This window comes from Pseudomonas gingeri (assembly GCF_013386115.1).
Classification (GTDB): domain Bacteria; phylum Pseudomonadota; class Gammaproteobacteria; order Pseudomonadales; family Pseudomonadaceae; genus Aquipseudomonas; species Aquipseudomonas gingeri.
This window is the reverse complement of sequence record NZ_JACAOR010000018.1, coordinates 88,868-114,168: the sequence shown is the minus strand read 5'-3', so window position 1 is coordinate 114,168 and position 25,301 is coordinate 88,868. Positions and strand designations below refer to the sequence as shown.

The 25,301-nt window shown below is 62.6% G+C and carries 25 protein-coding genes; 11 read left to right on the top strand and 14 right to left on the bottom strand.

Features of this window, described 5'->3' with window-relative positions; all coding sequences use genetic code 11:
- Positions 1-22 precede the first annotated feature (22 nt).
- Positions 23-565, bottom strand: coding sequence for a DoxX family protein (locus HX881_RS31205; RefSeq protein WP_177088421.1), 543 nt, complete (start codon positions 563-565; stop codon positions 23-25).
- Between the two features lie 233 nt (positions 566-798).
- Between HX881_RS31205 and HX881_RS31200 the strand changes: the two genes are divergently transcribed.
- Positions 799-987, top strand: coding sequence for a DUF2790 domain-containing protein (locus HX881_RS31200; protein WP_343054880.1), 189 nt, complete (start codon positions 799-801; stop codon positions 985-987).
- Positions 988-1,070: 83 nt separating this feature from the next.
- Here the strand turns inward: HX881_RS31200 and HX881_RS31195 are convergent, their stop codons facing one another.
- The gene (locus HX881_RS31195) at positions 1,071-2,099 is read right to left on the bottom strand and encodes an NADP-dependent oxidoreductase (protein WP_177088419.1); all 1,029 of its coding nucleotides are present in this window, start codon (positions 2,097-2,099) and stop codon (positions 1,071-1,073) included.
- A gap of 102 nt (positions 2,100-2,201) precedes the next feature.
- On the opposite strand from HX881_RS31195, the gene HX881_RS31190 reads away from it, so the two are divergent.
- Positions 2,202-3,083 (top strand): LysR family transcriptional regulator, encoded by an 882-nt coding sequence (locus HX881_RS31190; RefSeq protein ID WP_177088418.1) that lies wholly within the window; start codon positions 2,202-2,204, stop codon positions 3,081-3,083.
- 49 nt (positions 3,084-3,132) lie between these two features.
- Here HX881_RS31190 and HX881_RS31185 read toward each other — a convergent pair whose 3' ends face one another.
- Entirely contained in the window at positions 3,133-4,485 is a 1,353-nt protein-coding gene (locus tag HX881_RS31185; protein ID WP_017128208.1) for an OprD family outer membrane porin, read from the bottom strand.
- A gap of 273 nt (positions 4,486-4,758) precedes the next feature.
- On the opposite strand from HX881_RS31185, the gene HX881_RS31180 reads away from it, so the two are divergent.
- Positions 4,759-5,511 carry a 3-oxoacyl-ACP reductase family protein gene (locus HX881_RS31180; protein ID WP_425503556.1) on the top strand — a complete coding sequence of 251 codons (753 nt, stop codon included), beginning with the start codon at positions 4,759-4,761 and terminating at the stop codon, positions 5,509-5,511.
- A gap of 95 nt (positions 5,512-5,606) precedes the next feature.
- A complete protein-coding gene (locus HX881_RS31175) occupies positions 5,607-6,185 on the top strand; it encodes a TetR/AcrR family transcriptional regulator (protein ID WP_177088417.1) in 579 nt (192 codons plus the stop codon).
- Between the two features lie 29 nt (positions 6,186-6,214).
- On the opposite strand, the gene HX881_RS31170 is transcribed toward HX881_RS31175, so the two are convergent.
- The 4 genes from HX881_RS31170 to HX881_RS31155 form a co-directional block, all read right to left on the bottom strand.
- Positions 6,215-7,594, bottom strand: a complete 1,380-nt coding sequence (locus HX881_RS31170) for a nucleobase:cation symporter-2 family protein (RefSeq protein WP_177088416.1) — start codon at positions 7,592-7,594, stop codon at positions 6,215-6,217.
- Positions 7,595-7,816: 222 nt separating this feature from the next.
- Positions 7,817-8,914: a DNA alkylation repair protein gene (locus HX881_RS31165; protein ID WP_177088415.1), complete on the bottom strand. Its 1,098-nt coding sequence runs from the start codon at positions 8,912-8,914 to the stop codon at positions 7,817-7,819.
- Between the two features lie 16 nt (positions 8,915-8,930).
- Entirely contained in the window at positions 8,931-9,527 is a 597-nt protein-coding gene (locus HX881_RS31160; protein ID WP_177088413.1) for a helix-turn-helix domain-containing protein, read from the bottom strand.
- A gap of 170 nt (positions 9,528-9,697) precedes the next feature.
- On the bottom strand, positions 9,698-11,659 hold the full coding sequence (locus tag HX881_RS31155; protein ID WP_177088411.1) for an oxidoreductase: 1,962 nt from the start codon (positions 11,657-11,659) through the stop codon (positions 9,698-9,700).
- 238 nt (positions 11,660-11,897) lie between these two features.
- Between HX881_RS31155 and HX881_RS31150 the strand changes: the two genes are divergently transcribed.
- Positions 11,898-12,683 carry a class II aldolase/adducin family protein gene (locus HX881_RS31150; RefSeq protein ID WP_017128215.1) on the top strand — a complete coding sequence of 262 codons (786 nt, stop codon included), beginning with the start codon at positions 11,898-11,900 and terminating at the stop codon, positions 12,681-12,683.
- A gap of 395 nt (positions 12,684-13,078) precedes the next feature.
- Here HX881_RS31150 and lpdA read toward each other — a convergent pair whose 3' ends face one another.
- The 4 genes from lpdA to HX881_RS31130 are packed head-to-tail and all read right to left on the bottom strand — an operon-like array spanning position 13,079 to position 18,048.
- The gene (lpdA, locus tag HX881_RS31145; RefSeq protein WP_177088409.1) at positions 13,079-14,467 is read right to left on the bottom strand and encodes a dihydrolipoyl dehydrogenase; all 1,389 of its coding nucleotides are present in this window, start codon (positions 14,465-14,467) and stop codon (positions 13,079-13,081) included.
- 2 nt (positions 14,468-14,469) lie between these two features.
- Positions 14,470-15,753, bottom strand: coding sequence for a dihydrolipoamide acetyltransferase family protein (locus tag HX881_RS31140; RefSeq protein WP_103032927.1), 1,284 nt, complete (start codon positions 15,751-15,753; stop codon positions 14,470-14,472).
- Positions 15,754-16,809, bottom strand: coding sequence for an alpha-ketoacid dehydrogenase subunit beta (locus HX881_RS31135; protein ID WP_017128217.1), 1,056 nt, complete (start codon positions 16,807-16,809; stop codon positions 15,754-15,756).
- A 3-nt stretch (positions 16,810-16,812) separates the two neighbouring features.
- Complete coding sequence (locus HX881_RS31130) at positions 16,813-18,048, bottom strand: 3-methyl-2-oxobutanoate dehydrogenase (2-methylpropanoyl-transferring) subunit alpha (RefSeq protein ID WP_017128218.1); 1,236 nt, start codon at positions 18,046-18,048, stop codon at positions 16,813-16,815.
- 195 nt (positions 18,049-18,243) lie between these two features.
- On the opposite strand from HX881_RS31130, the gene bkdR reads away from it, so the two are divergent.
- Positions 18,244-18,732, top strand: coding sequence for a Bkd operon transcriptional regulator BkdR (bkdR, locus tag HX881_RS31125; protein WP_177061814.1), 489 nt, complete (start codon positions 18,244-18,246; stop codon positions 18,730-18,732).
- A gap of 90 nt (positions 18,733-18,822) precedes the next feature.
- Here the strand turns inward: bkdR and csrA are convergent, their stop codons facing one another.
- The gene (gene csrA, locus HX881_RS31120; protein ID WP_017128220.1) at positions 18,823-19,017 is read right to left on the bottom strand and encodes a carbon storage regulator CsrA; all 195 of its coding nucleotides are present in this window, start codon (positions 19,015-19,017) and stop codon (positions 18,823-18,825) included.
- Positions 19,018-19,269: 252 nt separating this feature from the next.
- Between csrA and HX881_RS31115 the strand changes: the two genes are divergently transcribed.
- Complete coding sequence (locus tag HX881_RS31115; protein WP_244861837.1) at positions 19,270-19,608, top strand: SPOR domain-containing protein; 339 nt, start codon at positions 19,270-19,272, stop codon at positions 19,606-19,608.
- 201 nt (positions 19,609-19,809) lie between these two features.
- Here the strand turns inward: HX881_RS31115 and HX881_RS31110 are convergent, their stop codons facing one another.
- Together HX881_RS31110 and HX881_RS31105 are read right to left on the bottom strand one after the other, a co-directional pair.
- Complete coding sequence (locus HX881_RS31110) at positions 19,810-20,499, bottom strand: endonuclease (protein WP_177088407.1); 690 nt, start codon at positions 20,497-20,499, stop codon at positions 19,810-19,812.
- A gap of 4 nt (positions 20,500-20,503) precedes the next feature.
- On the bottom strand, positions 20,504-20,803 hold the full coding sequence (locus HX881_RS31105) for a DUF1654 domain-containing protein (protein WP_083875435.1): 300 nt from the start codon (positions 20,801-20,803) through the stop codon (positions 20,504-20,506).
- 269 nt (positions 20,804-21,072) lie between these two features.
- Between HX881_RS31105 and HX881_RS31100 the strand changes: the two genes are divergently transcribed.
- From HX881_RS31100 to HX881_RS31085, 4 genes are all read left to right on the top strand, one after another.
- Positions 21,073-21,531, top strand: a complete 459-nt coding sequence (locus tag HX881_RS31100; RefSeq protein ID WP_244861838.1) for a hypothetical protein — start codon at positions 21,073-21,075, stop codon at positions 21,529-21,531.
- Between the two features lie 220 nt (positions 21,532-21,751).
- Positions 21,752-22,708: a sugar ABC transporter substrate-binding protein gene (locus tag HX881_RS31095; RefSeq protein ID WP_177088405.1), complete on the top strand. Its 957-nt coding sequence runs from the start codon at positions 21,752-21,754 to the stop codon at positions 22,706-22,708.
- A 64-nt stretch (positions 22,709-22,772) separates the two neighbouring features.
- A complete protein-coding gene (locus HX881_RS31090) occupies positions 22,773-24,326 on the top strand; it encodes a sugar ABC transporter ATP-binding protein (RefSeq protein ID WP_177088403.1) in 1,554 nt (517 codons plus the stop codon).
- The gene (locus HX881_RS31085) at positions 24,323-25,300 is read left to right on the top strand and encodes an ABC transporter permease (protein WP_017128227.1); all 978 of its coding nucleotides are present in this window, start codon (positions 24,323-24,325) and stop codon (positions 25,298-25,300) included. The genes HX881_RS31090 and HX881_RS31085 overlap by 4 nt, the downstream gene beginning before the upstream one ends.
- The last annotated feature ends 1 nt before the right edge of the window (position 25,301 follow it).

The window sequence follows — 25,301 nt, the reverse complement described above, 5'->3', positions numbered from 1 at the left end:
TCCTTGCAGGAGTTGACGGCAATTATCGCAGGTCCTCGGCAGTTCTGCCGGAGCCTTTTGCCCAGCGCCTGACAAGATGGTCAATGGCGAAGGGGCCCGGTCCGCCGATGACCAGTGTGATCAGCGCGGCCAGATAGAGCAGATCGGTTTCATAGCCCGGCTGGCCGAAGAGTGCGCCGTTCGGGCCGATGGATAACAACTTTATGGAACTGAACCCATAAGGCAAGTGCACTGTGAAAGTAGCCACTAATAACGTGATGATCATCGGGATACTTGCCAGTGTGACAAAGGCCCCCAGTAATATCGCCAGTCCGCCGAATATTTCAATCGCCACGGTCAGCCATGAAAAAACAGCGGCGGCGGGAAAGTGCATGGCCTGAAGAATAACGGTGAATGCTTCCGGCCCCCTGAACAGTTTCGCCAGGCCGTGGGCCATGAAACCGTAGCCGACGATCAGGCGCAGGGTCAGCGGTGCCCAGTGGCCAAGACTGCGTGGGCTGGGGAGGCAGGTTGCAAGGCGGACAAGGTGCCTGATCGTATTCTTTGTGGGTGGGGTGGTTTTCATGAGTATTTCGTCATCTTCCAGTTGGAATAAGTGGCGAAATTTGGCGTGTGGATAATTAACAAATCGTTAAGTCATTTATAATGATTTGTTTAAGTTTTTTCATGGTCCTCTTAATTTACGGATAATGCGCGATGGCGACTCTTCACTCAGAAACTTTTGCCCGACAGTTCATGTCGGCGAGTATTTTTCCTCTTGAGTGAGTTGCGATGAAGATCTATGCGAAGTGTTTGACCGTGGCGGTTTTTCTTTTCAGTGCCCAGGCCTTTGCCCTGGACAAGAAGGATGTGGCCGAAGTGATCCGGGTGGATTCCGATCCCTATGCCTGTGGCATCGTCGACGCCAAGATGACCTACAAGACCCCGAGTGGCGAGATCAAGGAGTACAACTACAAGACCTGGGGCAGTGGTTGTTCCGGGAATTGAGGGGGGCCAAGAGCAGGCATGAGCACACGCGCCGGCTCATTGGATGAGACCAGCGCGTGCGGGTTCGCCGCTGTCGGGCGGGTTCAGAGATCCGCCAGGCGTACGATCAGTTTGCCGAAGTTCTTGCCCTGCAATAGCCCGATAAAAGCCTGCGGTGCCTGGGCCAGGCCATCGACGATATCCTCGCGCCATTTCAGCTTGCCCTGGGCAATCCACTGCGCGGCCTCGTTCAGGAAATCAGCCTGCTGCCGATCGACAAATTCGTGCTGGATAAAACCGCGTACGGTGAGGCTCTTGGTGAGGATGTCACGCATTGTCGCGGGGAGGCGATCAACGCTGGCACTCGGCGACGCATCGTTGTAGTGAGCGATCACCCCGCAGACCGGAATGCGCGCAAAGTCATTGAGCAGCGGCCTGACCGCATCCCAGATGGCTCCCGATACATTCTCGAAGTACACGTCGATGCCGTTCGGACAGGCTTCGGCCAGCTTCTCGGCGAAGTCCGGCGCCTGGTGGTCGACGACGGCATCGAATCCCAGTTCATTTTTCACGAATGCACATTTTTGCGCTCCACCGGCGATACCCACGGCGCGTGCGCCCTGGATACGGGCGAGTTGGCCGACCACGGAGCCTACTGCGCCACTGGCCGCCGCGACCACCAGTGTTTCCCCGGGCTTTGGCTGACCGATATTACGCAAGCCGGCGTAGGCGGTGAAGCCAGGCATGCCGAGCACGCCGAGCGCCGTGGTGGGAGGAGCAATGGCCGGGTCCAGAAGTCGCAACTCCTGCCCGTTCGACAGGGCGAAATGCTGCCAACCCGCATCGGCCAATACGATGTCGCCTTCGCGCCATTGTGGATGACGCGACTGTTTTATCCGGGCGATCGTGGCCCCCACTATCACCTCACCGATGCCTATCGGCTGGGCATAGGACTTGGCTGCACTCATACGTCCGCGCATGTACGGGTCAAGAGACAGGTACAGATTTTCGAGCAGCACCTGACCCTCGCCCGGGGCTGGGATATCGGTGTACTCCAGGCGGAAATCGGTCGGTTTTGGAAGCCCCTCGGGACGTGTGGCCAGCACGATGCGCGGGTTCTGGTTATTGCTCATGGATACGCTCCTGATGAATGGAAAACCTTTCGAGGGGTGATGGTAGTCATTGGCAGGGTATTCAAATAGGCTTATATCGAATCAATCAGAGTTAATCGAAACATGATATCCGATGCCTTCGACCCCTATCTGTTGCGTACCTTCGTCTCGGTTTGCCAGCATCGCAGCCTCAGTGGCGCCGCCAATCAGGCGGGCAGGGCGCAATCGGCGTTGAGCGCGCAGATCCGCAGGCTCGAGGAACTGCTGGGGCAGCGGCTCCTGCACAGGACGGGGCGTGGCGTGGTGCCGACGACCGAGGGCGAACTGCTGCTCAGTTACGCGACCCGTATCCTCGCGCTGGGAGACGCCGTGGCCGCACGGCTGAAAGAGCGGACCTTGATGGGCAATGTCCGTATCGGCCTTTCGGAGAATGTCGCGATATCGACTTTGCCGGCTGCCCTGGGGCGGTTGCGTCGAGCCTGTCCCCACATGCACCTGGAAATCAGCGTGGAACACGGCGATGCGCTTGCCGAGCGTTGGCATGAAGGGGTGCTTGATGTGGCCATCGGGGTCAGTTCGGCGTTCGCGGCTGATCCGCTGCGCTCATGGAATGTTGACCTGTACTGGGTCTGCGCGATCGACGAGGAGATCGATCCGGCGCAACCACTCGATGTGATCGTGTATGCCGAGCCTTGCTCGTGGCGACGCTTGATGTTCGACGCCCTGCTACAGGCGGGACGCGATTTTCGCGTGGCGGTGACGAGCCCCAATATTGGTGTGATCACGGCGGCCGTGGAAAATGGGCTGGGGGTGGCTCTGCTACCGGCTGAAAGTATCCGGCCCGAGACCATGCGGGTGGTTTCATTGGCGGCGGCGAACGGTGGGCCGGGATTGAGCGTCAACTATGGCCTGTTTGCGGTTCACCGACAGAGCGAAAGTATCCGTGCCGCAGTCGCGTTGCTCAGTGAAAGCCTGCATTCGATGACGCGGCCGATATTCTGTTGAACGCCCGGTAAAGCAGGCAGAAGCGCCATGGGCGCCCCTGCCTGGTTTCTTACCAGAGGGGAATCACGTAGCTGACGTAGAAGCGGTTTTCGTCCTGAATCGTCTGGCCGGTGATTTCCGGCGCCGCGTGGGCGTTCTGCCATTTCACGCCCAGGCCTTTCAACTGGCCGGTCGGTACTTCGTACGCCAGGGAGATGTCACGTTCCCATTCGCTGGCATCGCGGTTGGCGGGGGTACGCACCTGGTCGCCATGGGCGTAGGTCGCGGCGAACTTCAGGCCGTCGACACCCAGTTGGGCGAAGTCGTATTTGTACTGCGCCAGCCAGGTGCGCTCACCCGCGTGCTGGAACTTGTTCAATTGCAGGTTGGTCAGCGCCGGGGTATCCGCGCCCGAGCCAGGGCCCTGGCGGTTGTCGCCGCTGTTCAGGCCCGAATCCAGGTACGGGAAGTCGCTGTTGCCACTGTTCTTCTGTGCGCCCAGGCCAATGGTGTGACCGGCCAGGGTGTAGCTTTCCAGCAAGCTGATGGTCGACTGGTTGATGCGGCCCTTGGTCGAACCGTCGCCATAGAAACCGGACGCGGCGAACTGGCTGTCGCCATCGCTGTTGCCACCGGTGCCGATGCTGCGATAGGCACGGAAGTCGCTGTCGATGGCACCGACCGGCAAGGCGTCATGGCGCTTGGCGCCGAGGAAGGCCTGCTGGTAGTAGTCCTCGAGGTTCGAGTACCAGGCGCTCAGGGTGGTACCCGCAAGGCCGGTGTAGTCGGCGCCACCGTAGAGGAAGCGATCGCTCTTCTTGGTGCCGCCGGCGGTGATCATGCCGGTGTCGCCGGTTTCGTTACGAATCTTGGTCTGGGTGATATCACCGACGGTAAAGGTGAAGTTATCCAGGTCCTTGGACACCAGTTGCGCGCCGGTGTTGGTCTGGCGGTACAGGCGGCCGTCGGTGTTGGCCAGCATCGGGTTGTTCTGGTACAGGGTGCCGATGCGCAGTTCGTCTTTCAGGAAGCGCGCCTTGAAGGTCGGGCTGAGCACGCCGAACTGGTCGGCGGACTTGCCGTCATCCAGGGGGAACATGCTGCCGGGGTAGCGGCCCTGGTGATCCTTGTCGTTCAGGTCGCCACCCGAGTCGAGCTTGAGGCCGTAGAACGCCTGCAAGTCCAGGCCCAGGCCGATGGTGCCTTCGGTGTAGCCGGACTTGAAGTCGAACTGGAAGCCCTGACCCCAGTCACGAATGCTATGTGCCTTGGCACTGCTGCCGCTGATGTCACGCCCCTCCTGGTTGAGGTAGCGGTTGAGCAGGGTCACGTCGGCGTGACTGTCATCGATGAAATCCGCGTGGGCAGACATCATGACGCTCGCCAGAGCGGCGCCCATCATAGGACTAAACAGCTTGTTCATTGGTTCGGATCCTGGTCACAGAATTGAAATAAGAGCAGCAAACTCTTGAAACAATTAAGGGGTGGCGATGTGACAGTTCTGAGTCAAAGCGGGGCTGGAACGGATGAAATTAAATTTAAGAACTGAACTTTTTCGGGGCGTTTTTCGTCCGGGTGGGCAGTTTTTCATGATGTTATTTTGGATTATTTAATCAATTATTTTTCAGGTTGGTATTCTCCTGGTAGTGGTTAAGCTGATATTTTGGATTTATTAATCCAAAATAGGTGATGCGTCATGATGTCCGAATTCCAGTCCCTGAAAAATAAAGTCGCCCTGGTGACAGGCGGTTCCCGTGGTATCGGCGCGGCGGTGGTGAAGCGCCTGGCGCGCGAGGGCGCGCAGGTCGCGTTCACCTATTCGGCGTCCGCGCAAAAGGCCCGGGAAGTGGTGGCGGCGGTCGAGGCGGAGGGCGGCAAGGCATTGGCGATCCACGCCGACAGTGCCGATGCGCAAGCCATCGAACAGGCTGTGAGCCAGACCGTGGAGACCCTGGGTGGCCTGAATATCCTGGTCAATAACGCCGGGATTCTGCTGCTCGGAGGGATCGGCGAGTTCAAGCTGGAGGACTTCGACCGGACGTTCGCCATCAATGTCCGCGCGGCTTTTGTCGCCGCCCAGTGCGCCGCGCGGCACATGGCCGAGGGCGACCGGATCATCCTGATGGGCAGCGTGGTGGCCGAGCGTTCGGGGTTTCCCGGTTCCAGCGTGTATTCGATGAGCAAGTCGGCGCTGGTCGGGCTGACCCGGGGCATTGCCCTGGACCTGGCGCCGCGGGGCATCACGGTCAATCTGGTCCAGCCCGGTCCCACGGCCACCGACATGAATCCGGCCGATGGCCCGCACCACGAGGCGGTACGCAACCTGGTGCCGCTCAAGCGCATGGGCAGCGGCGAGGAGATCGCCGACATGGTGGCCTATCTGGCCAGTCCGGGGGCGTCGTTTGTCACCGGCACGAGCCTGAGCGTCGATGGCGGCTACCTGGCCTGAGGCGAGACGCCGCGCCGAAGGCGCCGTATCATGCACGGTTTATGGCAGCCGGCGGCGCAGACCGTCGGAGCCTGCCTTGAACGACGAGAACGAGCATGGCCAGAACCCGAGCATTCAACCGCGAACAGGCGCTGCAACAGGCGATCCGGGTCTTTTGCGACAAGGGTTTCAGCGCGGCGTCCACCGACGAGTTGATGCAGGCCATGCAGCTTGGCCGGCAGAGCATGTACAACACCTTTGGCGACAAGCGTGCCTTGTACATGCACGCCATGCGGCAGTACATCGCCGACAGCGTCAGTGACCTGATCCTCAAGCTGGGCAAGGGGGCTTCGCCCCTGGCCGGCCTGGAGTCGGCCCTGCTGGCGTTTGTCTCACGGGTACAGTCGGAGGGGACCGCCGGTTGCATGGGGGTCAACGCGGTCTGTGAGTTCGGCGTCGAGGATGCCGAGATCAACCAACTGCGCGAGAGCGCGGCGCAGACCTTGATGGCGGCGTTCGAACGGGCGTTGCACGAAGCTCGGGAAGCGGGGGAGATCGACCGCGAGATCGATATCCCCGCCGCGGCCCGCTACCTGATGAGCAGCCTGGGCGGTCTGAAGATCAGTGCCAAGGCCGGGGCACCGGTTCAGGTCCTGCAGGAGACTGCGAGGTTTGCCCTGCGCAGTCTCAGATAGGTGGCTGAAGGCTGTAGGCGGCTGAAGGTTCAGGCGCCGGCCTTGGTTTCCGGCAGGAACCAGTTCAGCACCAGGGCGCAGATGCCGCCGGTGGCAACACCCGACTCCAGCACATTGCGCAGCGCCGCCGGCATATGGGCGAGGAACTCCGGCACCTGGGAAACGCCAAGCCCCAGTGCCAGGGACACGGCGATGATCAGCAGGGCGCGACGGTCGAGGGTGATGCTCGCGAGGATGTTGATGCCCGAGGCCGCGACGGCGCCGAACATGACCATGGCCGCTCCCCCCAGTACCGGCTCCGGCACGGCCTGGATCGCCCCGGCGACCGAAGGGAACAGGCCCAGCAGTACCAGCATCAGGGCGATCCACTTGCCGATATGCCGACTGGCAATCCCGGTCAGCTGAATCACGCCGTTGTTCTGGGCGAAGATCGAGCTGGGAAAGGTGTTGAAGACACCGGCCAGCAGCGAGTTGGCGCCGTTGACCAGCACGCCGCCCTTGATCCGCTGCATCCACAGCGGACCTTCCACCGGCTGGCGCGACACCTTGCTGGTGGCGGTGACGTCGCCGATGGCTTCCAGGGAGGTGACCAGGTAGATCACCAGCATCGGAATGAACAGCGCCCAGGAAAAGTCCAGGCCGAAGTGCAGCGGTGTCGGCACCTGGAACAGCGGTGCTTCGTGCATGCCGGTGAAGTCCAGGCGTCCCAGGTAACCGGCCAGGGCATAGCCGGCGGCCAGGGCGATGACGATCGCGCAGCTGCGCATCCACACCAGCGGGATGCGGTTGAGCACGACGATGATCGCCAGCACCACCCCGGACAGCAGCAGGTTCTCACCGTTGGCGAAGGTGCCGTTGCCCATGGCGCTGAAGCCGCCGCCCATGCTGATCAGGCCGACCTTGATCAGGGTCAGGCCGATCATCAGGACGACGATGCCGGTCACCAGCGGGGTGATCATGCGCTTGACGAAAGGCAGGATGCGCGATATGCCCATCTCGACGAACGAACCGGCGATGACCACGCCGAAGATCGCCGCCATCACCGCTTCCACCGGCGTGCCTTGCTTGACCATCAGGGCGCCGCCGGCAATCAGCGGGCCGACGAAGTTGAAGCTGGTGCCCTGGACGATCAGCAAGCCGGCGCCGAAGGGTCCGAAGCGCCGGCACTGGACGAAGGTGGCGATCCCGGAGATCACCAGCGACATCGAGACGATCAGGTTGGTGTCCCGCGCCGAGACGCCCAGGGCCTGGCAGATCAGCAGGCCGGGGGTGACGATCGGCACGATGATCGCCAGCAGGTGCTGCAGCGCAGCCAGCAGGCCGATCAGCAGCCGGGGCCGGTCTTCCAGGCCGAGGATCAGTTCGTTGGCCTGGGGCGCGGCGGTGGGCGGAGTCTGGTGAGAGGTCATGGCGGGGCCCTGAAAAAATTAGGCGGCGATTCTACTGCAACACCCTTCAGTTGCGTGAAGCACAATCGGTAGGCGCCGACCTTGAGATCGCCATCGCCAGCAAGCCGGCTCCCACGGGTCGGTGTCTCACCGCAAAATAGCGTCGTGCCTGAAACCTTGTGGGAGCTGGCTTGCCAGCGATGAACGATAACGCGGTGTGCCTGCAAGCTGGCTCCAGGGAGTTTATTCGAGAATATCGAAGCCGCTGCTGCCCAGGCGCTCGCCATTGATCAGCAGGTGCACCGCGTGATGGCCGCTGTAGTGCTTGCGGGTGGTCAGTTCACGAATGTGCTGGCGCCGACTCAGGGTTTCGCTCGCGCCCGCGGCCAGGTGCAGGGTCTTGAGCTTGAAGACCTTGGTCGAGGTGCCGCCGTTGGCCTTCACGTAGTCGATGCCGTAGTCGATCACCAGCTTCTGGCTGGCCGGTGCCGTGGAGGCCAGGGTGAAGGAGAGGGTGACGCTGTCGCCAAGGCGGATCACTGCCGGCTCGACCTTCAGTTCCAGCACCTCGACCTGGGCCTTGGCGCCTGCGCCCATCAGCGCCAGGGCCCGTGGATTGCCCTGCTTGATCAGGCTGCGCAGGGCATGTCGGGCGATCCAGGCGGTACGTGGGTCTTCCAGCGACCAGCCTTCGATCAGGTCCAGCACCCAGTCGGGATGTTCCTTGGTGATATCGTTGAGGTGATTGGCCACCGACTTGCGCACGTACAGGCTGTCATCGCTCTTGAGTCGCTCGAGTATGCCGGCGGCCAGGCTTGGGTCGGCCTGGATCCGTGCCAGTCGGAACGACCACGGCAGGCGCGGTCGCGAACCTTCGCTGGCGAGGCGCCGGACATGTTCGTTGGTGTCCGAGGCCCAGCTTTCCATCACTGCCAGGGTGCGTTCGAAATCGTTGAGCAGGAAGTGGCGGATGGCGAATTCGGCGGAGCCGAAGGTGGTGAAGTACTTCAGGGCCTCCATCGACAGATCGAAATCCTTCGCCCCGTAGCTGGCGACATAATGCGGCAGGCACAGGGTGACAAAGCTGCTGTTGAGGCGCGGGGCGAGCTGGCGCAACACCTTGAGCGATTGCTTGTAGGTCAGTGGCAGCACGGCGTGCAGGCTCTCGCTGACCCTGGCCAGGCGCTGCATGATCGACAGTTCGTCCAGGCCCTGGTGGGTCAGGCCGAGAAAGCCGGCACTGTCGAAATCGGGGTACACCGCGCGCATTTCGCTGGCGATATGCTGCAGGCGTTCGCTGTTGAAGATTTCCTTCAGCGCGGGTGCTTGTTCCGTGCTCATGGCGATACCTTTTCCGTTAGAACGTTGGCGGGGTGATGACCCAGATGACCACGGCCTCGACATCGCCGGGGTTGCCGTAGCGGTGCGGTTCCTGGCTGGAGAAGCTGAAACTGTCGCCTTCGGCCAGCAGGAAATGCCGCTCGCCGACCCACAGTTCGAAGACGCCGGACAACAGGTAGCCGGCTTCCTCGCCTTCATGGCTGTAGCTTTGCTGGCTGTAGGTGCCCGGCGGGAAGCGCGAGTGGAGGATTTCCAGCTGGCGGTTGGGTTGCGGGGTCAGCAACTGGTCGACGATGCCGTCCTCGTAGTGCACGCTCAGGCGGCTGTTCTTGCGCACCACATAGCCGTTGTCTTCGGGAGCGGTGGTGGCTTCGCTGGCGAAGAACCACTGGATGGTCACGCCCAGGCTGCGGGCGATATTGAACAGGGCCGGGATCGACGGGTAGGCGAGGTTGCGTTCCAGTTGGCTGATGTAGCCGGCGGTGAGCTCGGCCTGGGTCGCCAGTTCGGTCAGGGTCATGCCGCGCCTTTTGCGCAGGCCGCGAATACGCGTGCCGAGAAACTGCGGGCCCGCTGCGGTGCTGTCGCCGGCGGGCGTTGGGGCGTTGCTCATGACCAGCTCCGATCCTTGAAAGGGCCGCAGTATAAGGCACTTGGTGCTTATTGAGGTGCAACGAAACCTTGTAGGAGCCGGCTTGCTGGCGATGGCGTCCCGAGGGGCGATGCAAGGTTCGGGGGCCTCATCGCCGGCAAGCCGGTTCCTACAGGGGATGGTGTGGGGTATCAGATCTCCCAGGCCACCTTCAGGCCCTCGTAGATCGCTTCTTCCACCGTACGCGGCGCCAGGCAGTCGCCGATCCGGCGAAATTCCACCAGCCCCTGCAACTGGTCGCCGAGGGTGTCGACCGGTTGATGGCCCTGGCACAGCACCAGGGTATCGACGTCCTCGAACAGCATCGGCTCGCCGCTGGCGGTGTGTTGCAGGTACACGGTGCTGTCGTCGCAACCATAGAGCCGGGCATAGGGGGTGATGGCAATGCCTAGGCGGTGCAGTTCGCCCGCCAGTTGATCGCGCACATAGAGGGGCAGGTTCTCGCCGCAATGGGTGCCGTTGACCGCCAGCCGTACCTGATGCCCGGCGCGCACCAGTCGCTCGGCAATCCCCGGGCCGATCCAGTCGCAACGCCAGTCGACCACCACCACCGAACGACCGATCGGCACCTCGTCACGCAGCACCTGCCAGGCATCCACCACCTGCAGTTCGCCGCCGCGCTCGAACGGCGGCCAGTAGGGTTCGGCCCCCGTGGCGACGATCACCTGGTCCGGCCGCTCGCGCTCCACCAGCGCCCGGTCGACCCGGGTATTGCGCAGTACCCGCACGCCTGCCAGCTCCATCTCCCGTTGCAGGTTGGTGCTGGCGCCGCCGAACTCGCTGCGTCGTGGCAGCAACTGCGCCAGCAGGACCTGGCCGCCCAGTTGCGACCCGGCTTCGTACAGCGTCACCTCATGGCCGCGTTGAGCCGCGACGGCCGCGGCCTTCATCCCCGCGGGGCCGCCGCCGACCACCATCACCCGCTGGCGTCTGGCCGTGGCGATCAACTGTCCGTACTGCAACTCGCGACCGGTTTCCGGATGCTGGATGCAACTGATCGGCAGGCCCTTGTGGAAGTGGCCGATGCAGGCCTGGTTGCAGGCAATACAGGCGCGGACGTCTTCGCTGTGGCCGCTGTCGGTCTTGTTCGGCATCTGCGGATCACAGATCAGTGCGCGGGTCATGCCGCACACGTCCGCCTGGCCGCGGGCAATGATCAGCTCGGCTTCCTGGGGTTGGTTGATCCGCCCCGTCACGAACAGCGGAATCGACAGACTGGCCTTGAAGGTCCCGGCTTCCTTCGCCAGGTACGCCGCCTCGATGGCCATCGGCGGCACGATATGTATCGCACCGCCAAGGGAGGCCGAGGTGCCGGCGACGATGTGCACGTAGTCCAGTTCACCTTGCAGTCGCACCACGGCGGCCAGGGATTCGTCTTCGGTCAGGCCTTCGGGATCGCGCTCGTCGGCGCAGATCCGCAGGCCGATGATGAACTGCGGGTCGCTGGCCGCCCGTATTGCCGCAATCACTTCCCGCAGGAAACGCAGGCGCTGGTCGAGGTCGCCGTTGTAGCCGTCGGTACGCCGGTTGACCCGTGGGTTGAGAAATTGCGCCGGCAGGTAGCCGTGGCTGGCGACCACCTCCACGCCGTCGATGCCGGCCCGGTGCAGGCGCCGGGCGGCGGCGGCATAACCGCTGACGATCTCGTCGATCATCGTCTGGTCCAGCGCCCGGGGCATGACCCGGAAGCGCTCGTTGGGCACGCTGGACGCCGAGTAGGCGACGGCCAGCAAGCCGTCGCTGGACTCCATGATTTCCCGGCCGGGATGAAATACCTGGGACAGCACGACCGTGCCCTGTGCATGACAGACCTCGGCCAGCCGCCGGTAGCCGTCGATGCAGGCATCGTCGGTGGCCATCAATACATGGGAGGTGTAGCGCGCACTGTCGTGGACCCCGGCCACCTGCAGCACGATCAGGCCGACGCCGCCCTCGGCGCGAGCCCGGTGATAGGCGATCAACTGTTCGTTGACCAGGTTGTCGGTCGGCATGGAGGTGTCGTGCCCGCTGGACATGATGCGGTTCTTCAGGCGCTTGCCGCGCAGTTGCAACGGTTCGAACAGGTGGGCGAAGGCGTGCGGGGACGACGGCATGGCGACACTCCGGGCGGCCCGGAATCGAGGCCGGGCAGTTGTTATTGTTCTTGTATGAAAATTTACCTGTAGTAAAAAATCAACTTATATTTTTACTATTAAAGATATCGGATGCTCACAAATCAGAACACCAAGGGCCTTTCAATGTGTGGGCAAGCCAGTAAAGTAGCCAGGGTCGGGCGCTGCCGTGGCGCACCGTCGGCCTGAGCCGATCCACCTGCCTGAGGGAGTCCTCCGCTTGAACGACCTTCTGCATACCGCTGCCGCGCCGGCAGCCATCGAGCGCCAATTGCGCGAGCAACTGGCGGCCTGTTATCGCCTGGTTGCGCACTTTCGCATGACCGACCTGATCTTCACCCATATCTCCCTGCGCCTGCCCGGGCCGGATCACCATTTCCTGATCAACCCCTACGGACTGATGTTCGAGGAGATCACCGCGTCGAGCCTGGTGAAGATCGATCTGGACGGCCGGGCGGTGGAGGATTCGCCGTACCCGGTGAATCCGGCCGGCTTCGTGATCCACAGTGCGATCCATGGCGCGCGCAAGGATGCCCACTGTGTGCTGCACACCCATACTAGGGCCGGTTGCGCGGTGGCGGCCCTCAAGTGCGGGCTGCTGCCGGTGAACCAGATCTCCATGGAGTTCTACGGACGCACGGCTTACCACGACTATGAAGGCGTAGCGCTGGACATGGATGAGCAGGCACGGCTGGTGCACGACCTGGGGGACAAGTCGGTGATGGTGCTGCGCAATCACGGTTTGTTGAGCGTGGGCGAGACGGTGGGCCAGGCGTTCCTGCGCATGTACTACCTGGAAAAGGCTTGCCAGATCCAGGTCACCGCCCAGGCCTGTGGCGAGCTGGTGTTGCCGTCCCATGAAGTCTGTGCGCATACCGAGCGCCAGTTCAACGATCCGGGGCGGCCGGTGGAGGAAGGGCAACTGACCGACCCGGACGCCATGGAGCTGGCGTGGTCGGCGATGCTGCGCCTGCTGGATCGGGTGGCGCCGGATTATCGGGATTGATGCTTTTCGAATGAGCGCCGGGAGTTGTGTATACGACACGCCACTGTAGGAGCAATGTCGTCAGTCCTGACGATGCAAGGCTTGAGGGCCTCATCGCTGGCAAGCCAGCTCCCACAAAGGCGCCTGGCTGGGCACAAGATTGCAACCCGGCACGGACCTTGTGGGAGTGGGCTTGCCCGCGAAGTCGTCAGTCCTGACGCTACAAGGCTTGAGGGCCTCTTCGCTGGCAAGCCAGCTCCCACAAAGGCGCCTGGCTGAGCACAAGATTGCAACCCTGTGGGAGCGGGCTTGCCCGCGAAGGCGTCAGTCCTGACGCTGCAAGGCTTGAGGGCCTCATCGCTGGCAAGCCCTGCTCCTACATGGGGTGGTGTCAGTCGGTTGAAACGGGTACGCCATCAGACATGCAACGCATGCCCCAGCGCCCGCAGGGCCGCTTCCTGCACCGCTTCACCCAGGGTCGGATGGGCATGTATGGTCCCGGCGATATCCTCCAGGCGCGCGCCCATTTCCAGCGACTGGCCAAAGGCGGCCGCCAGTTCCGAGACCCCGGCACCCACCGCTTGCCAGCCGACAATCAGGTGATTGTCACGCCGCGCCACCACCCGCACAAAACCGCTTTTCGCTTCCAGGGTCATGGCCCGGCCATTGGCGGCGAACGGGAAGTTCGACACCAGGCAGTCCAGTCCGGCGGCCTTGGCTTCATCCGGCGTCTTGCCAACCACCACCAGTTCCGGATCGGTAAAGCACACGGCGGCAATGGCCGTGGGGTTGAACTCGCGGTGCTTGCCGGCAATCAGTTCGGCAACCATTTCGCCTTGCGCCATGGCGCGGTGGGCCAGCATCGGCTCGCCGGTCAGGTCGCCGATGGCCCAGACATTGCGCATGCTGGTCTGGCAACGGTTGTCGATGCGGATCGCCGCGCCGTTCATTTCCAGGGCCAGCGCCTCGAGGTTCCAGCCCTGGGTACGCGGCTTGCGGCCGACGGCCACCAGCACCTGATCGGTCGCCAGCTTCAGGGTTTCACCCTGGGGATCGCGTACCTCAAGGGTGGTTGTCGCGGCATCGAAGCCTTCGACACTGTGGCCCAGGAGCACGCTGATGCCCAGGGCCTTGATCGACTCGGCCACCGGCTGGGTCAGTTCGCGGTCGTAGGTCGGCAGGATCCGCTCGCGGGCCTCGACCACCGTCACTTCTGCGCCGAGCTTGCGGTAGGCAATGCCCAGCTCCAGGCCGATGTAGCCGGCGCCGACCACGATCAGGCGCTTGGGAATCGAGGTCGGGGCCAGGGCTTCGGTGGAGGAAATCACCGCGCCGCCCACCGGCAGCATCGGCAGGTTGACCGTCTGCGAACCGCTGGCCAGCAGCAGGTGTTCACACTGGATGCGCAGGCCGTCGACTTCGACGTGCTTGCCGTCGATCACCTTGGCCCAGCCATGAATGACCTTGACCCCGTTCTTCTTCAGCAGCGCCGCGACGCCACTGGTCAGGCGGTCGACGATGCCGTCCTTCCACTCGACGCTCTTGCCGATATCCAGGGTCGGTGCCGACACCTTGATCCCCAGTGGCGAGGTATCGCCGCTGTAGCTTTGCGTGGCGTGGAACTGTTCGGCGACATGGATCAGCGCCTTGGACGGGATGCAGCCGACATTCAGGCAGGTGCCGCCCAGTGCCTGGCCTTCCACCAGCACGGTGGGAATGCCCAGTTGCCCGGCACGGATGGCCGCGACGTAACCGCCGGGGCCGCCACCGATGATCAGCAGGGTGGTGTTTTGAGTCTGTTGCATGGTCACTCCACAAACAGGCAGGCGGGTTGTTCGAGCAGGCCGCGAATGGCCTGGATGAATTGCGCCGCGTCCATGCCGTCGACCACGCGGTGATCGAAGGAACTGGAAAGGTTCATCATCTTGCGAATGACGATCTGGCCCTTGATCACCACGGGCCGCTCGACAATGCGGTTGACGCCGACGATGGCGACTTCCGGCAGGTTCAGCACCGGCGTGCTGACGATGCCGCCGAGGGCACCGAGGCTGGTCAGGGTGATGGTCGAGCCGGACATTTCCTCGCGCGTGGCCTTGCCCGTGCGGGCGGCCTTGGCCAGGCGGTTGATCTCGTCCGCGGTGCCCCACAGGTTGAGGCTTTCGGCATGCCGTACCACCGGCACCATGAGGCCGCCGTCGGTCTGCGCGGCGACGCCGACATGCACCGCGCCGTGGCGGGTGATGACCTGGGCTTCATCGTCGTAGCGCACGTTGATCTGCGGGAAGTCGCGCAGGGCCACGACCAGCGCCCGCACGAGGAACGGCAGCAGGGTCAGCTTGCCGCGGCTGTCGCCGTGCTTGTGGTTCAGGTGCACGCGCAGTTCTTCGAGGGCCGTGACATCGACTTCCTCGACATAGCTGAAGTGCGCGGCACGGCGCTTGGCGTCCTGCATGCGCTGGGCGATCTTGCGGCGCAGGCCGATCACCGGGATCTGCTCTTCGTCGGTGCGTCGGGCATAGCCGCTGCCGCTGCTCTGCACGGGTTGCCCGGCCTGGGCCAGGTAGGCGTCCAGGTCGTCGTGGAGGATTCGTCCCGCCGGGCCGCTACCCTGGACGAAACGCAATTCGATCCCGGCATCCCAGGCGCGCTTGCGCACGGCCGGGGAGGCCAGCGGACGTTCATCGGCCTGGCGTGCCACCGGCGCCGGGCGTGCCGCTGCCGGGGTGGCCGCGGGCTTGGCGGCCGGGCTTTCGACTTTCGGTTCGGCAACCGCTGCCTGCGCTACCGGAGCGGGAGCCGGAGCCGTCTTGGTCGCCGGGGCTTCGCTGCCCTCACGGAGGTTGCCGGCGCCTTCCACTTCAATGCTGATCAGGATGCTGCCGACCGCCATGACTTCACCCGGCTGGCCGCCGAGGGAAATCACCTTGCCGTGGACCGGCGAGGGAATATCGACCATGGCCTTGTCGGTCATGACGTCCGCCAGGACCTGGTCCTCGACCACCAGGTCGCCGACCTGGACATGCCACTGGGACAGTTCTACTTCTGCGATGCCTTCGCCAATGTCAGGCATCTTGATGACGTGGGTACCCATTCAGACCTCCATGACCCGTTTCAAAGCCGCCCCAACACGCACCGGACCCGGGAAATACGCCCACTCCTGTGCATGGGGGTAGGGCGTGTCCCAGCCGGTGACGCGCTCGATCGGCGCTTCCAGGTAGTGGAAGCAGTGCTCCTGGATCAGCGAGATCAGCTCGGCACCGAAGCCGCAGGTGCGCGTGGCTTCGTGGACGACGACACAGCGACGGGTTTTCTTCACGGAATTGACGATGGTTTCCAGGTCCAGCGGCCACAGGCTGCGCAGGTCGATGACTTCGGCATCGACACCGGTTTCCTCGGCGGCGGCCTGGGCCACATAGACGGTGGTGCCATAGGTGAGGATGGTCACCTCGCTGCCCGGGCGGACAATCGCGGCGCTGTCCAGGGGCACGGTGTAGTAGCCGTCGGGCACGGCACTGGCCGGGTGTTTCGACCACGGTGTTACCGGGCGGTCGTGATGGCCGTCGAACGGGCCGTTATACAGGCGCTTGGGTTCGAGGAAGATCACCGGATCATCGTTTTCGATGGCGGCGATCAACAGGCCCTTGGCGTCATAGGGGTTGGACGGCATGACGGTACGCAGGCCGCAGACCTGGGTGAACATGGCTTCCGGGCTCTGGCTGTGGGTCTGGCCGCCGTAGATGCCGCCACCGCAGGGCATGCGCAGGGTCATCGGCGCGACGAACTCGCCGGCCGAGCGATAGCGCAGGCGCGCCGCTTCCGAGACGATCTGGTCGGAGGCCGGGTAGAAGTAGTCGGCGAACTGGATTTCCGCCACCGGCCGCAGGCCGTAGGCGCCCATGCCGACCGCGACGCCGACGATCCCGCTTTCCGAGATCGGCGCATCGAATACCCGCGAGGTGCCGTACTTGCCCTGCAGGCCTTCGGTGCAGCGGAACACGCCGCCGAAGTAGCCCACGTCCTGGCCGAACACCACCACGTTGTCGTCGCGCTCGAGCATCACATCCATGGCCGAGCGCAGGGCCTGGATCATGGTCATGGTGCTGGTCGCCACGGCGTTCTCCGTTTGCAGTTTGCTGTGATCGTTCATGACTTATAACCCCAATTCCTGGCGCTGCCGACGCAAGTGGTCGGGCATTTCCTTGTAGACGTCCTCGAAGATGGTCGCGGCGCTGGGCATCTGCCCGCCGGCCAGGGTGCCGAAGCGCTCGGCTTCTTTCTGGGCGGCGATGACCTCGGCCTCCAGTTCGGCGCTGACGCTGGCGTGTTCTTCTTCGGACCATTGGCCGATGGCGATCAGGTGCTGCTTGAGGCGCGTGATCGGGTCACCGAGGGGGAAGTGGCTCCAGTCGTCGGCGGGGCGGTACTTGGACGGATCGTCGGAGGTGGAGTGCGGCCCTGCGCGGTAGGTCACCCACTCGATCAGGGTCGGCCCGAGGTTGCGCCGGGCGCGTTCGGCGGCCCAGGCGGAGGCGGCATAGACCGCGATGAAATCGTTGCCGTCGACCCGCAGCGAGGCGATACCGCAGCCCACGCCACGTCCGGCGAAGGTGGTGGCCTCACCGCCGGCGATGGCCTGGAAGGTGGAGATCGCCCACTGGTTGTTGACCACGTTGAGGATCACCGGGGCGCGGTAGACGTGGGCGAAGGTCAGGGCGGTGTGGAAGTCCGATTCGGCGGTGGCGCCGTCGCCGATCCAGGCCGAGGCGATCTTGGTATCGCCTTTGATCGCCGAGGCCATGCCCCAGCCGACGGCCTGGACGAACTGGGTGGCGAGGTTGCCGGAAATGGTGAAGAAGCCATGTTCGCGGACCGAATACATGATCGGCAGTTGCCGGCCCTTGAGCGGATCGCGCTCGTTGGACAGCAGTTGGCAGATCAGGTCCACCAGCGGCACTTCGCGGGCCATCAGGATGCTTTGCTGGCGATAGGTCGGAAAGCACATGTCGGTGACGTTCAGGGCCAGGGCCTGGGCGCTGCCGATGGCTTCCTCGCCGAGGCTCTGCATGTAGAACGACATTTTCTTCTGGCGCTGGGCGACCACCATGCGGGTGTCGAAGATCCGCGTCTTGAGCATGGCACGCATGCCCTTGCGCAGAATCTCCACCGGCACGTCCTCGGCCCAGGGGCCGAGGGCCTGGCCCTGGTCGTCGAGCACGCGGATCAGGCCTCTGGCCAGGTCGGCGGTGTCGGCGGGTTCGACGTCGATGGGCGGTTTGCGGACCTGGCCGGCATCGGTCAGGCGCAGGTAACTGAAGTCGGTCTTGCAACCGGGACGGCCTGAGGGTTCAGGAACGTGCAGGCGCAGCGGTTCGTACGCTGAGGTCATGGCTTTCTACGCTCTATCTTGTGAATTTCTTGTAGTGGGCGCGCTAGCTGGCAATCATTCCCTGGGTAAGGGAAATCTTGTCCTACAACAATCATAGGCCGGTCGTAGGAGAATATTTCTCTCTGTTTGGTTGCGCTTGAAGGTATTTGCAGATAAAAAATCTTCATAACCATAAAAAACAGGTGTTTTTATCTCATGCGCAAACTGGATCGTACCGACATCGGGATTCTCAACAGCCTTCAGGAGAATGCCCGCATCACCAACGCCGACCTGGCCCGCTCGGTCAACCTGTCACCGACACCGTGCTTCAACCGGGTCAAGGCGATGGAGGAACTGGGGTTGATCCGCGAGCAGGTGACCTTGCTCGATCCGGAACTGTTGGGGTTGCACGTCAACGTGTTTATCCACGTCAGCCTGGAAAAGCAGGTGGAAGAGGCGCTGCAGCATTTCGAGGCGGCGATCGCCGATCGGCCGGAGGTGATGGAGTGCTACCTGATGGCGGGGGACCCGGATTACCTGATTCGCGTTCTGGTGCCGACGATCCAGGCGCTGGAGCGCTTCATGATGGACTTCCTGACCAAGGTGCCGGGCGTGGCGAACATCCGCTCCAGTTTCGCGCTCAAGCAGGTGCGCTACAAGACGGCGCTGCCGTTGCCGGCGGGCGGCCTGAACCTGGCCCTGTGACAGGGCGATGCATGGGCAAAGGCAAGGAGGAGGCGAGGGGAACTTTCGTCAGCCGCGACCGTGGGCGGCAGGGCTGACGAGTGTGAAGTCCTACAGAGGGTCTTTCTTTTCTCCGGCAGACAGGCCGGCCTGGATACGCTGGTAAATCTCTTCACGATGCACCGCGACGTCCTTGGGGGCGTTGATGCCAACCCGGACTTGCTGGCCGCTAACGCCCAGAATCGTGATCGTGATGTCGTCACCGATGTTGATGCTTTCACCGACTTTGCGGGTGAGTATCAGCATGTCTTTCTCCTTGATTGTTACTAAGGTGCCTTTCGCAGGCGTTCCTGGCTTAGGTCTTACACACAGAATACCGCCAAGTTCATTCGAGCGGGTGGTTCATTACAGACGTCATTTCATTCTATTTAATTCCCCGAAGCCGGAAAATCGTCGGTAATTCAGCCTGATAAGACAGGAGCAGCCCAGTTCAACTAAGGTTGAGACAAGCCGTAAGGTGATAAAATCACATTAACTGATCATTACGGGAGACGCTTTGTGCGCAGAATAGCAGTGATGGTGGCATTCGTGGTGCTGGCCGGTTGTGGCGATGGTTCGGGAAACAAGGTCGAGCCGGTCAAGGCGGCCGTTGCGCCGGTGCCCGCGGCTGCGGCAACCACGGGATGGGACCTGCTGATCAAGGATGACAAGTCCAAGGCACTGACCGACTGGACCGCCTGGCTGATCGAGCACGGCTTCCCGTTCAAGATCCTCGACGACGGTCGGGTGATTGCCGGGCCGTTCGCGAGCAAGGAAATTGCCGAGCAGAAAAAGGCGCAACTGGCCGACAAGCAGAACATGGACTCCGAGGTCGTGGAGCACAAGGCGCAGCCTTGATAACGCAGGGGAGCCGGTTTGCCGGCGATAGCGGCTGATCGTTCCCACGCTCCGCGTGGAATGCCGCCCAGGACGCTTTGCGTCCGCTCTGTCGGTGACGCGGAGCGTCACCCGATGAGTTCCCACGCAGAGCGTGGGAACGACCATCACTTCTGTAGGCGCCGGCACGTCGGATCCTACAGAAGGGTGTGTAGGGTAAGGTCAGCCGCAGGCCTTCATGTCTACCGCGCCGACGAACTCGTTGCCACGGCCCATCACACAGGCCACGCTCTGGTTGCGCTGGCGTTCCCAGACCTGCACCGGGTAGGTCTTGTCCCACGCCTCATACAACTGGCGATCCTGTTTCGACAGGCGCAGGCCGTACTGCTTGCTCATGTAGAAATAGGTGCGGGCGATCATCCCGCGAATAGAGGGCCGCGGCATGACCTTCTTCGCCTTGAAGTCGACTTGGGTCAGGCACGAACCGTATTGGCCTTTCTGCTCCGGCAGCCAGCCGAAGCTGAAGTTGCTGCGGTCGCCGTTCACTTCGCCGATGCTCGGCACCAGGTTGTGCAGATCGGCTTCGGCGCGCTTGTAGACCGGGTCGTGCTGGCTGCATTGCTTGCGCCCGCCCTGTTGCCAGCACTGGCGCTGGTGGCCGATCTGCCAGGCGGGGACGATATGTTCCCACTCGATGCGCGCGGCGCGGTTGGCGTTCTTGCGCGGGACATAACCGCAGGCCTCGAGATTGACCCGGTTGCCGTTGTACTTGCAGCCGCAATAGAACTCCGTGGACTGCCGTTCATAGAGTTTCCAGGCGACTTTCTTGGCTTCGGCGAAGGTGCGTGGGGCCTCTGCCTGGGCCGGCAGCAGCCAGCCCAGGCAGAGCAAAGCGATAACGCGCACAAGCATTGTTTCAGTCTTCCTTCGGCACGACCCAGAAAATCTGCACGCCACCGTCATCGCGGTAGGCGAGGGTGACGTTGTCGTTCTCGGCGATTTCCTCGAGCAGTTGTTCCCACTCGTCGACGGACTCGTCCAGCAGGCGGAAGATCAGCGCGGCCCTGGCTTTCTGGGCGGTGGGCGAGTTGATGATTTTCTGTACCCGCAGGCCCATGCGTTCGTAGGAGCTGGGGACGGCGGAAGCTGAGGTTGGGTTTGCCACGGAACAATCCTTAATAAGCTGTACGTGCATACAGTATTTAACTGTAAGCAATTTCGCAACTCCCAGCGAGAGCTGGTGCGGTTTCTGACAACAGCTTTTGCGATTTGATGTCGGTCGTAGGAAAAATTATAAGAATTTATAGTGGGATAGATGTCGGTCGGTGATTCTTGAGCGGTAGGGCTTTTCAGCTTTTGCGGGGGGAGGCGGGGGTGACTGTAGGGGAAGGATGTATCGGTGGGGGATACAAGGTCGTACAGGATGGCTAAAGATCAGGCGATTGCCGCCGATACACCGGTACAGAAAATTTTCCTGAGGTTCTTATGTCCATGTCAGTCGGTTTTCCTTCTCCTGGCGGTTTGCTGATCAACGGCAAGCTGCCTGGTTCGACGGAGTCCAAGACCATCGCCATGACGGACGAGATCGACAAGGCGGTGAAAGACACCAGCGAGGCCGACGCGAAGGACGGCAAAGTGAAGACCGGCGGGGCTGCTGCCGATGCGCCGGATGCCGACAGCGGCGCAAGCTCGCAGAACATCACGATCAAGATGCTGCAAAAGCGCATGAAGGAATTGCAGGAACTCTTGCGTCAGCAGGAGCAGCAACTGGCCGCGGCGGAAAAGGCGTCCTACCCATCGGATGATGTGCGCACCACCACGCTGATGGGGATCCAGGGCCAGATTTCCCAGACCAACGGCAGCCTGATGGAAGTGGCCAATGCCTTGGTCAAGGCGCTGACCGATCAGGCGGGCAAGGGCTCTGCGATCAACACCACTGCCTGATCGTCCCTTCGCGTCGACGCTTTGTCGATGACGCTTTTTTCATGAAATTCTCTGGTTGAAACCCCTGCAACCCCGTTGACAAAAGTCGGCGGGGTTCTCATAGTTTGTCTTACGCAAACGTTTGCGCGGACTGTTTCAGGGGCTTTCTCCAAAAGTCGCATCCGAAGTCCCGTCGCGCTCCTGGCGTTGCTCACAATAATCATAAGATCGGAGTGAACCCATGAAGTTGCCATTCGCTGGACGTCTTCTCGCTGTCGCTGTGCTGGCTGCCGCCTCTGCCGCTCTGCCACTTTCTTCGGCCTTCGCCGCGGAAACCGCCAAGCCGAAAGTCGGCCTGGTTATGAAATCCCTCGCCAATGAATTCTTCGTCACCATGCAGGATGGCGCCAAGGATTACCAGAAAGCCCACGCCGCCGATTTCGACATGATCACCAACGGTATCAAGAACGAAACCGATACCGCCGCGCAGATCGATATCGTCAACCAGATGATCCTCTCCAAGGTCGATGCCCTGGTGATTGCCCCCGCCGACTCCAAGGCCCTGGTGACCGTGCTGAAAAAAGCCAGCGACGCCGGGATCAAGGTCGTCAACATCGACAACCGCCTGGACCCGGACGTACTGAAAAGCAAGAATCTCGATATCCCTTTCGTAGGGCCGGATAACCGCAAGGGTGCCCGCCTGGTGGGTGACTACCTGGCCAAGACCCTGGCGGCCGGTGACAAGGTCGGCATCATCGAAGGCGTACCGACCACCACCAACGCCCAGCAGCGTACCGCCGGGTTCAAGGACGCGATGGACGCGGCCGGCATGAAGATCGTTTCCATCCAGTCCGGTAACTGGGAAATCGACCAGGGCAACAAGGTTGCCTCCGCCATGCTGAGCGAGTACCCGGACCTCAAGGCCTTGCTGGCCGGTAACGACAACATGGCCCTGGGCGCCGTTTCCGCGGTACGTGCCGCGGGCAAGGCCGGCAAGGTGCAAGTGGTCGGCTACGACAACATCGAGGCCATCAAGCCGATGCTCCAGGATGGCCGTGTCCTGGCCACCGCCGACCAGGCCGCTGCCCAGCAAGCCGTCTTCGGTATCCAGAACGCGCTCAAGCTGGTCAAGGGCGAGAAGGTCGACAGTGTCAACGGCGTGATCGAAACCCCGGTCGAACTGGTCCTCAAGAAGTAATCCCTGCACTTGGCTGCACCCAACAGCGCCCGCTCGTCCTGAGCGGGCGCCTGGAGACTTTCCTATGTCATCTTCCGCACCGAACGCTGTCCTGTCGGTCAGCGGTATCGGCAAGACCTACGCGCAACCTGTCCTGAGCAACATCGACCTGACGCTGATGCGTGGGGAAGTGTTGGCGCTGACCGGTGAAAACGGCGCGGGGAAAAGCACGCTGTCGAAGATCATCGGCGGGCTGGTCACACCGACCACCGGCCAGATGCAGTTCAATGGCCGGGCCTATACCCCCGGCAGTCGGACCCAGGCTGAAGAGCAGGGGATCCGCATGGTCATGCAGGAGCTCAATCTGTTGCCGACGCTGTCGGTGGCGGAGAACCTGTTTCTCGACAACCTGCCCAGCCATGGCGGCTGGATCAGTCGCAAGCAACTGCGCAAGGCCGCCATCGAGGCGATGGCCCAGGTCGGCCTGGACGCGATCGATCCGGATACCCTGGTCGGCGAGCTGGGCATCGGCCACCAGCAGATGGTGGAAATTGCCCGCAACCTGATCGGCGATTGCCATGTACTGATTCTCGACGAGCCGACCGCGATGCTCACCGCCCGCGAAGTCGAAATGCTCTTCGAGCAGATCACCCGCCTGCAGGCCCGTGGCGTGTCGATCATCTATATCTCCCACCGGCTCGAAGAACTGGCCCGGGTCGCCCAGCGCATCGCGGTACTGCGCGACGGCAATCTGGTCTGCGTCGAACCGATGGCCAATTACAACAGCGAGCAACTGGTCAACCTGATGGTGGGCCGCGAACTCGGCGAACACATGGATATGGGCGTGCGCAAGATTGGCGCGCCGGCCCTGACGGTCAAGGGCCTGAGCCGTGCGGACAAGGTGCTCGATGTTTCCTTCGAGGTACGTGCCGGAGAGATCTATGGCATCTCCGGCCTGATCGGCGCGGGCCGCACGGAGCTGTTGCGCCTGATCTACGGTGCGGATATCGCCGACAGCGGCACGGTGTCCCTCGGTTCGCCGGCGCAGATCGTGGACATCCGCTCCCCGGTGGATGCGGTACGCCATGGCATTGCGCTGATCACCGAGGATCGCAAGGGCGAGGGGCTGCTGCTGACGCAATCGATCAGCGCCAATATCGCCCTGGGCAACATGCCGGCGATTTCCAGCGGCGGCGTGGTCAACGGTCGTGACGAAACCGCCCTGGCGCGGCGGCAGATCGAGGCCATGCGCATTCGCAGTTCGAGCCCGGACCAACTGGTGTCCGAGCTGTCCGGCGGCAACCAGCAGAAGGTGGTGATCGGCCGCTGGCTGGAGCGCGACTGTTCGGTATTGCTGTTTGATGAGCCGACGCGCGGGATCGACGTCGGTGCCAAGTTCGATATCTATGCCTTGCTCGGCGAACTGACCCGCCAGGGCAAGGCGCTGGTGGTGGTGTCCAGCGACCTGCGCGAACTGATGCTGATCTGCGACCGGATCGGCGTGCTGTCGGCCGGGCGCCTGATCGAAACCTTCGAGCGTGACACCTGGACCCAGGACGATTTGCTTGCTGCCGCCTTTGCCGGCTACCAAAAACGTGACGCGCTGCTCAACGATGCGGCGCCTAGGGATACCCTATGAAAACTGCACCCTCGGCCGGTAAAGCCAGTCGCAACTTCTATGGCCTCGGCACCTACCTGGGGCTGGCTGGCGCGCTGTTGGCGATGATCATCCTGTTCTCCAGCCTGAGCAGTCATTTCCTGTCCTATGACACCTTCAGCACCCTGGCCAACCAGATTCCCGATCTGATGGTGCTGGCGGTGGGCATGACCTTCGTGCTGATCATCGGCGGCATCGACCTGTCGGTGGGCTCGGTACTGGCGCTGGCGGCGTCCGCGGTCAGCGTGGCGATTCTCGGCTGGGGCTGGGGCGTGTTGCCGGCGGCGGTGCTGGGCATGGGCTGTGCGGCCCTGGCCGGGACCATCACCGGTTCGATCACCGTGGCCTGGCGGATTCCGTCGTTTATCGTGTCCCTCGGCGTGCTGGAAATGGCCCGTGGTGTCGCCTACCAGATGACCGGCTCGCGCACCGCCTATATCGGTGACTCGTTCGCCTGGCTGTCGAACCCGATCGCCTTCGGTATCTCGCCGTCGTTCATCATCGCCCTGGCGATCATCATCGCGGCGCAGTTGGTATTGACCAGGACCGTGTTCGGTCGCTACCTGATCGGTATCGGCACCAACGAGGAAGCGGTACGGCTGGCGGGGATCAATCCCAAGCCCTACAAGATCCTGGTGTTCAGCCTGATGGGGTTGCTGGCCGGGGTCGCGGCCCTGTTCCAGATCTCGCGCCTGGAAGCGGCTGACCCGAACGCCGGTTCCGGCCTGGAACTGCAAGTGATCGCCGCCGTGGTGATCGGTGGCACCAGCCTGATGGGCGGACGCGGCTCGGTGATCAGCACCTTCTTCGGTGTCCTGATCATCTCGGTACTGGCGGCCGGCCTGGCGCAGATCGGCGCGACCGAACCGACCAAGCGGATCATCACCGGTGCCGTGATCGTCATCGCGGTGGTGCTCGATACCTACCGCAGCCAACGCGCCCGTCGGCGGGCTTGAG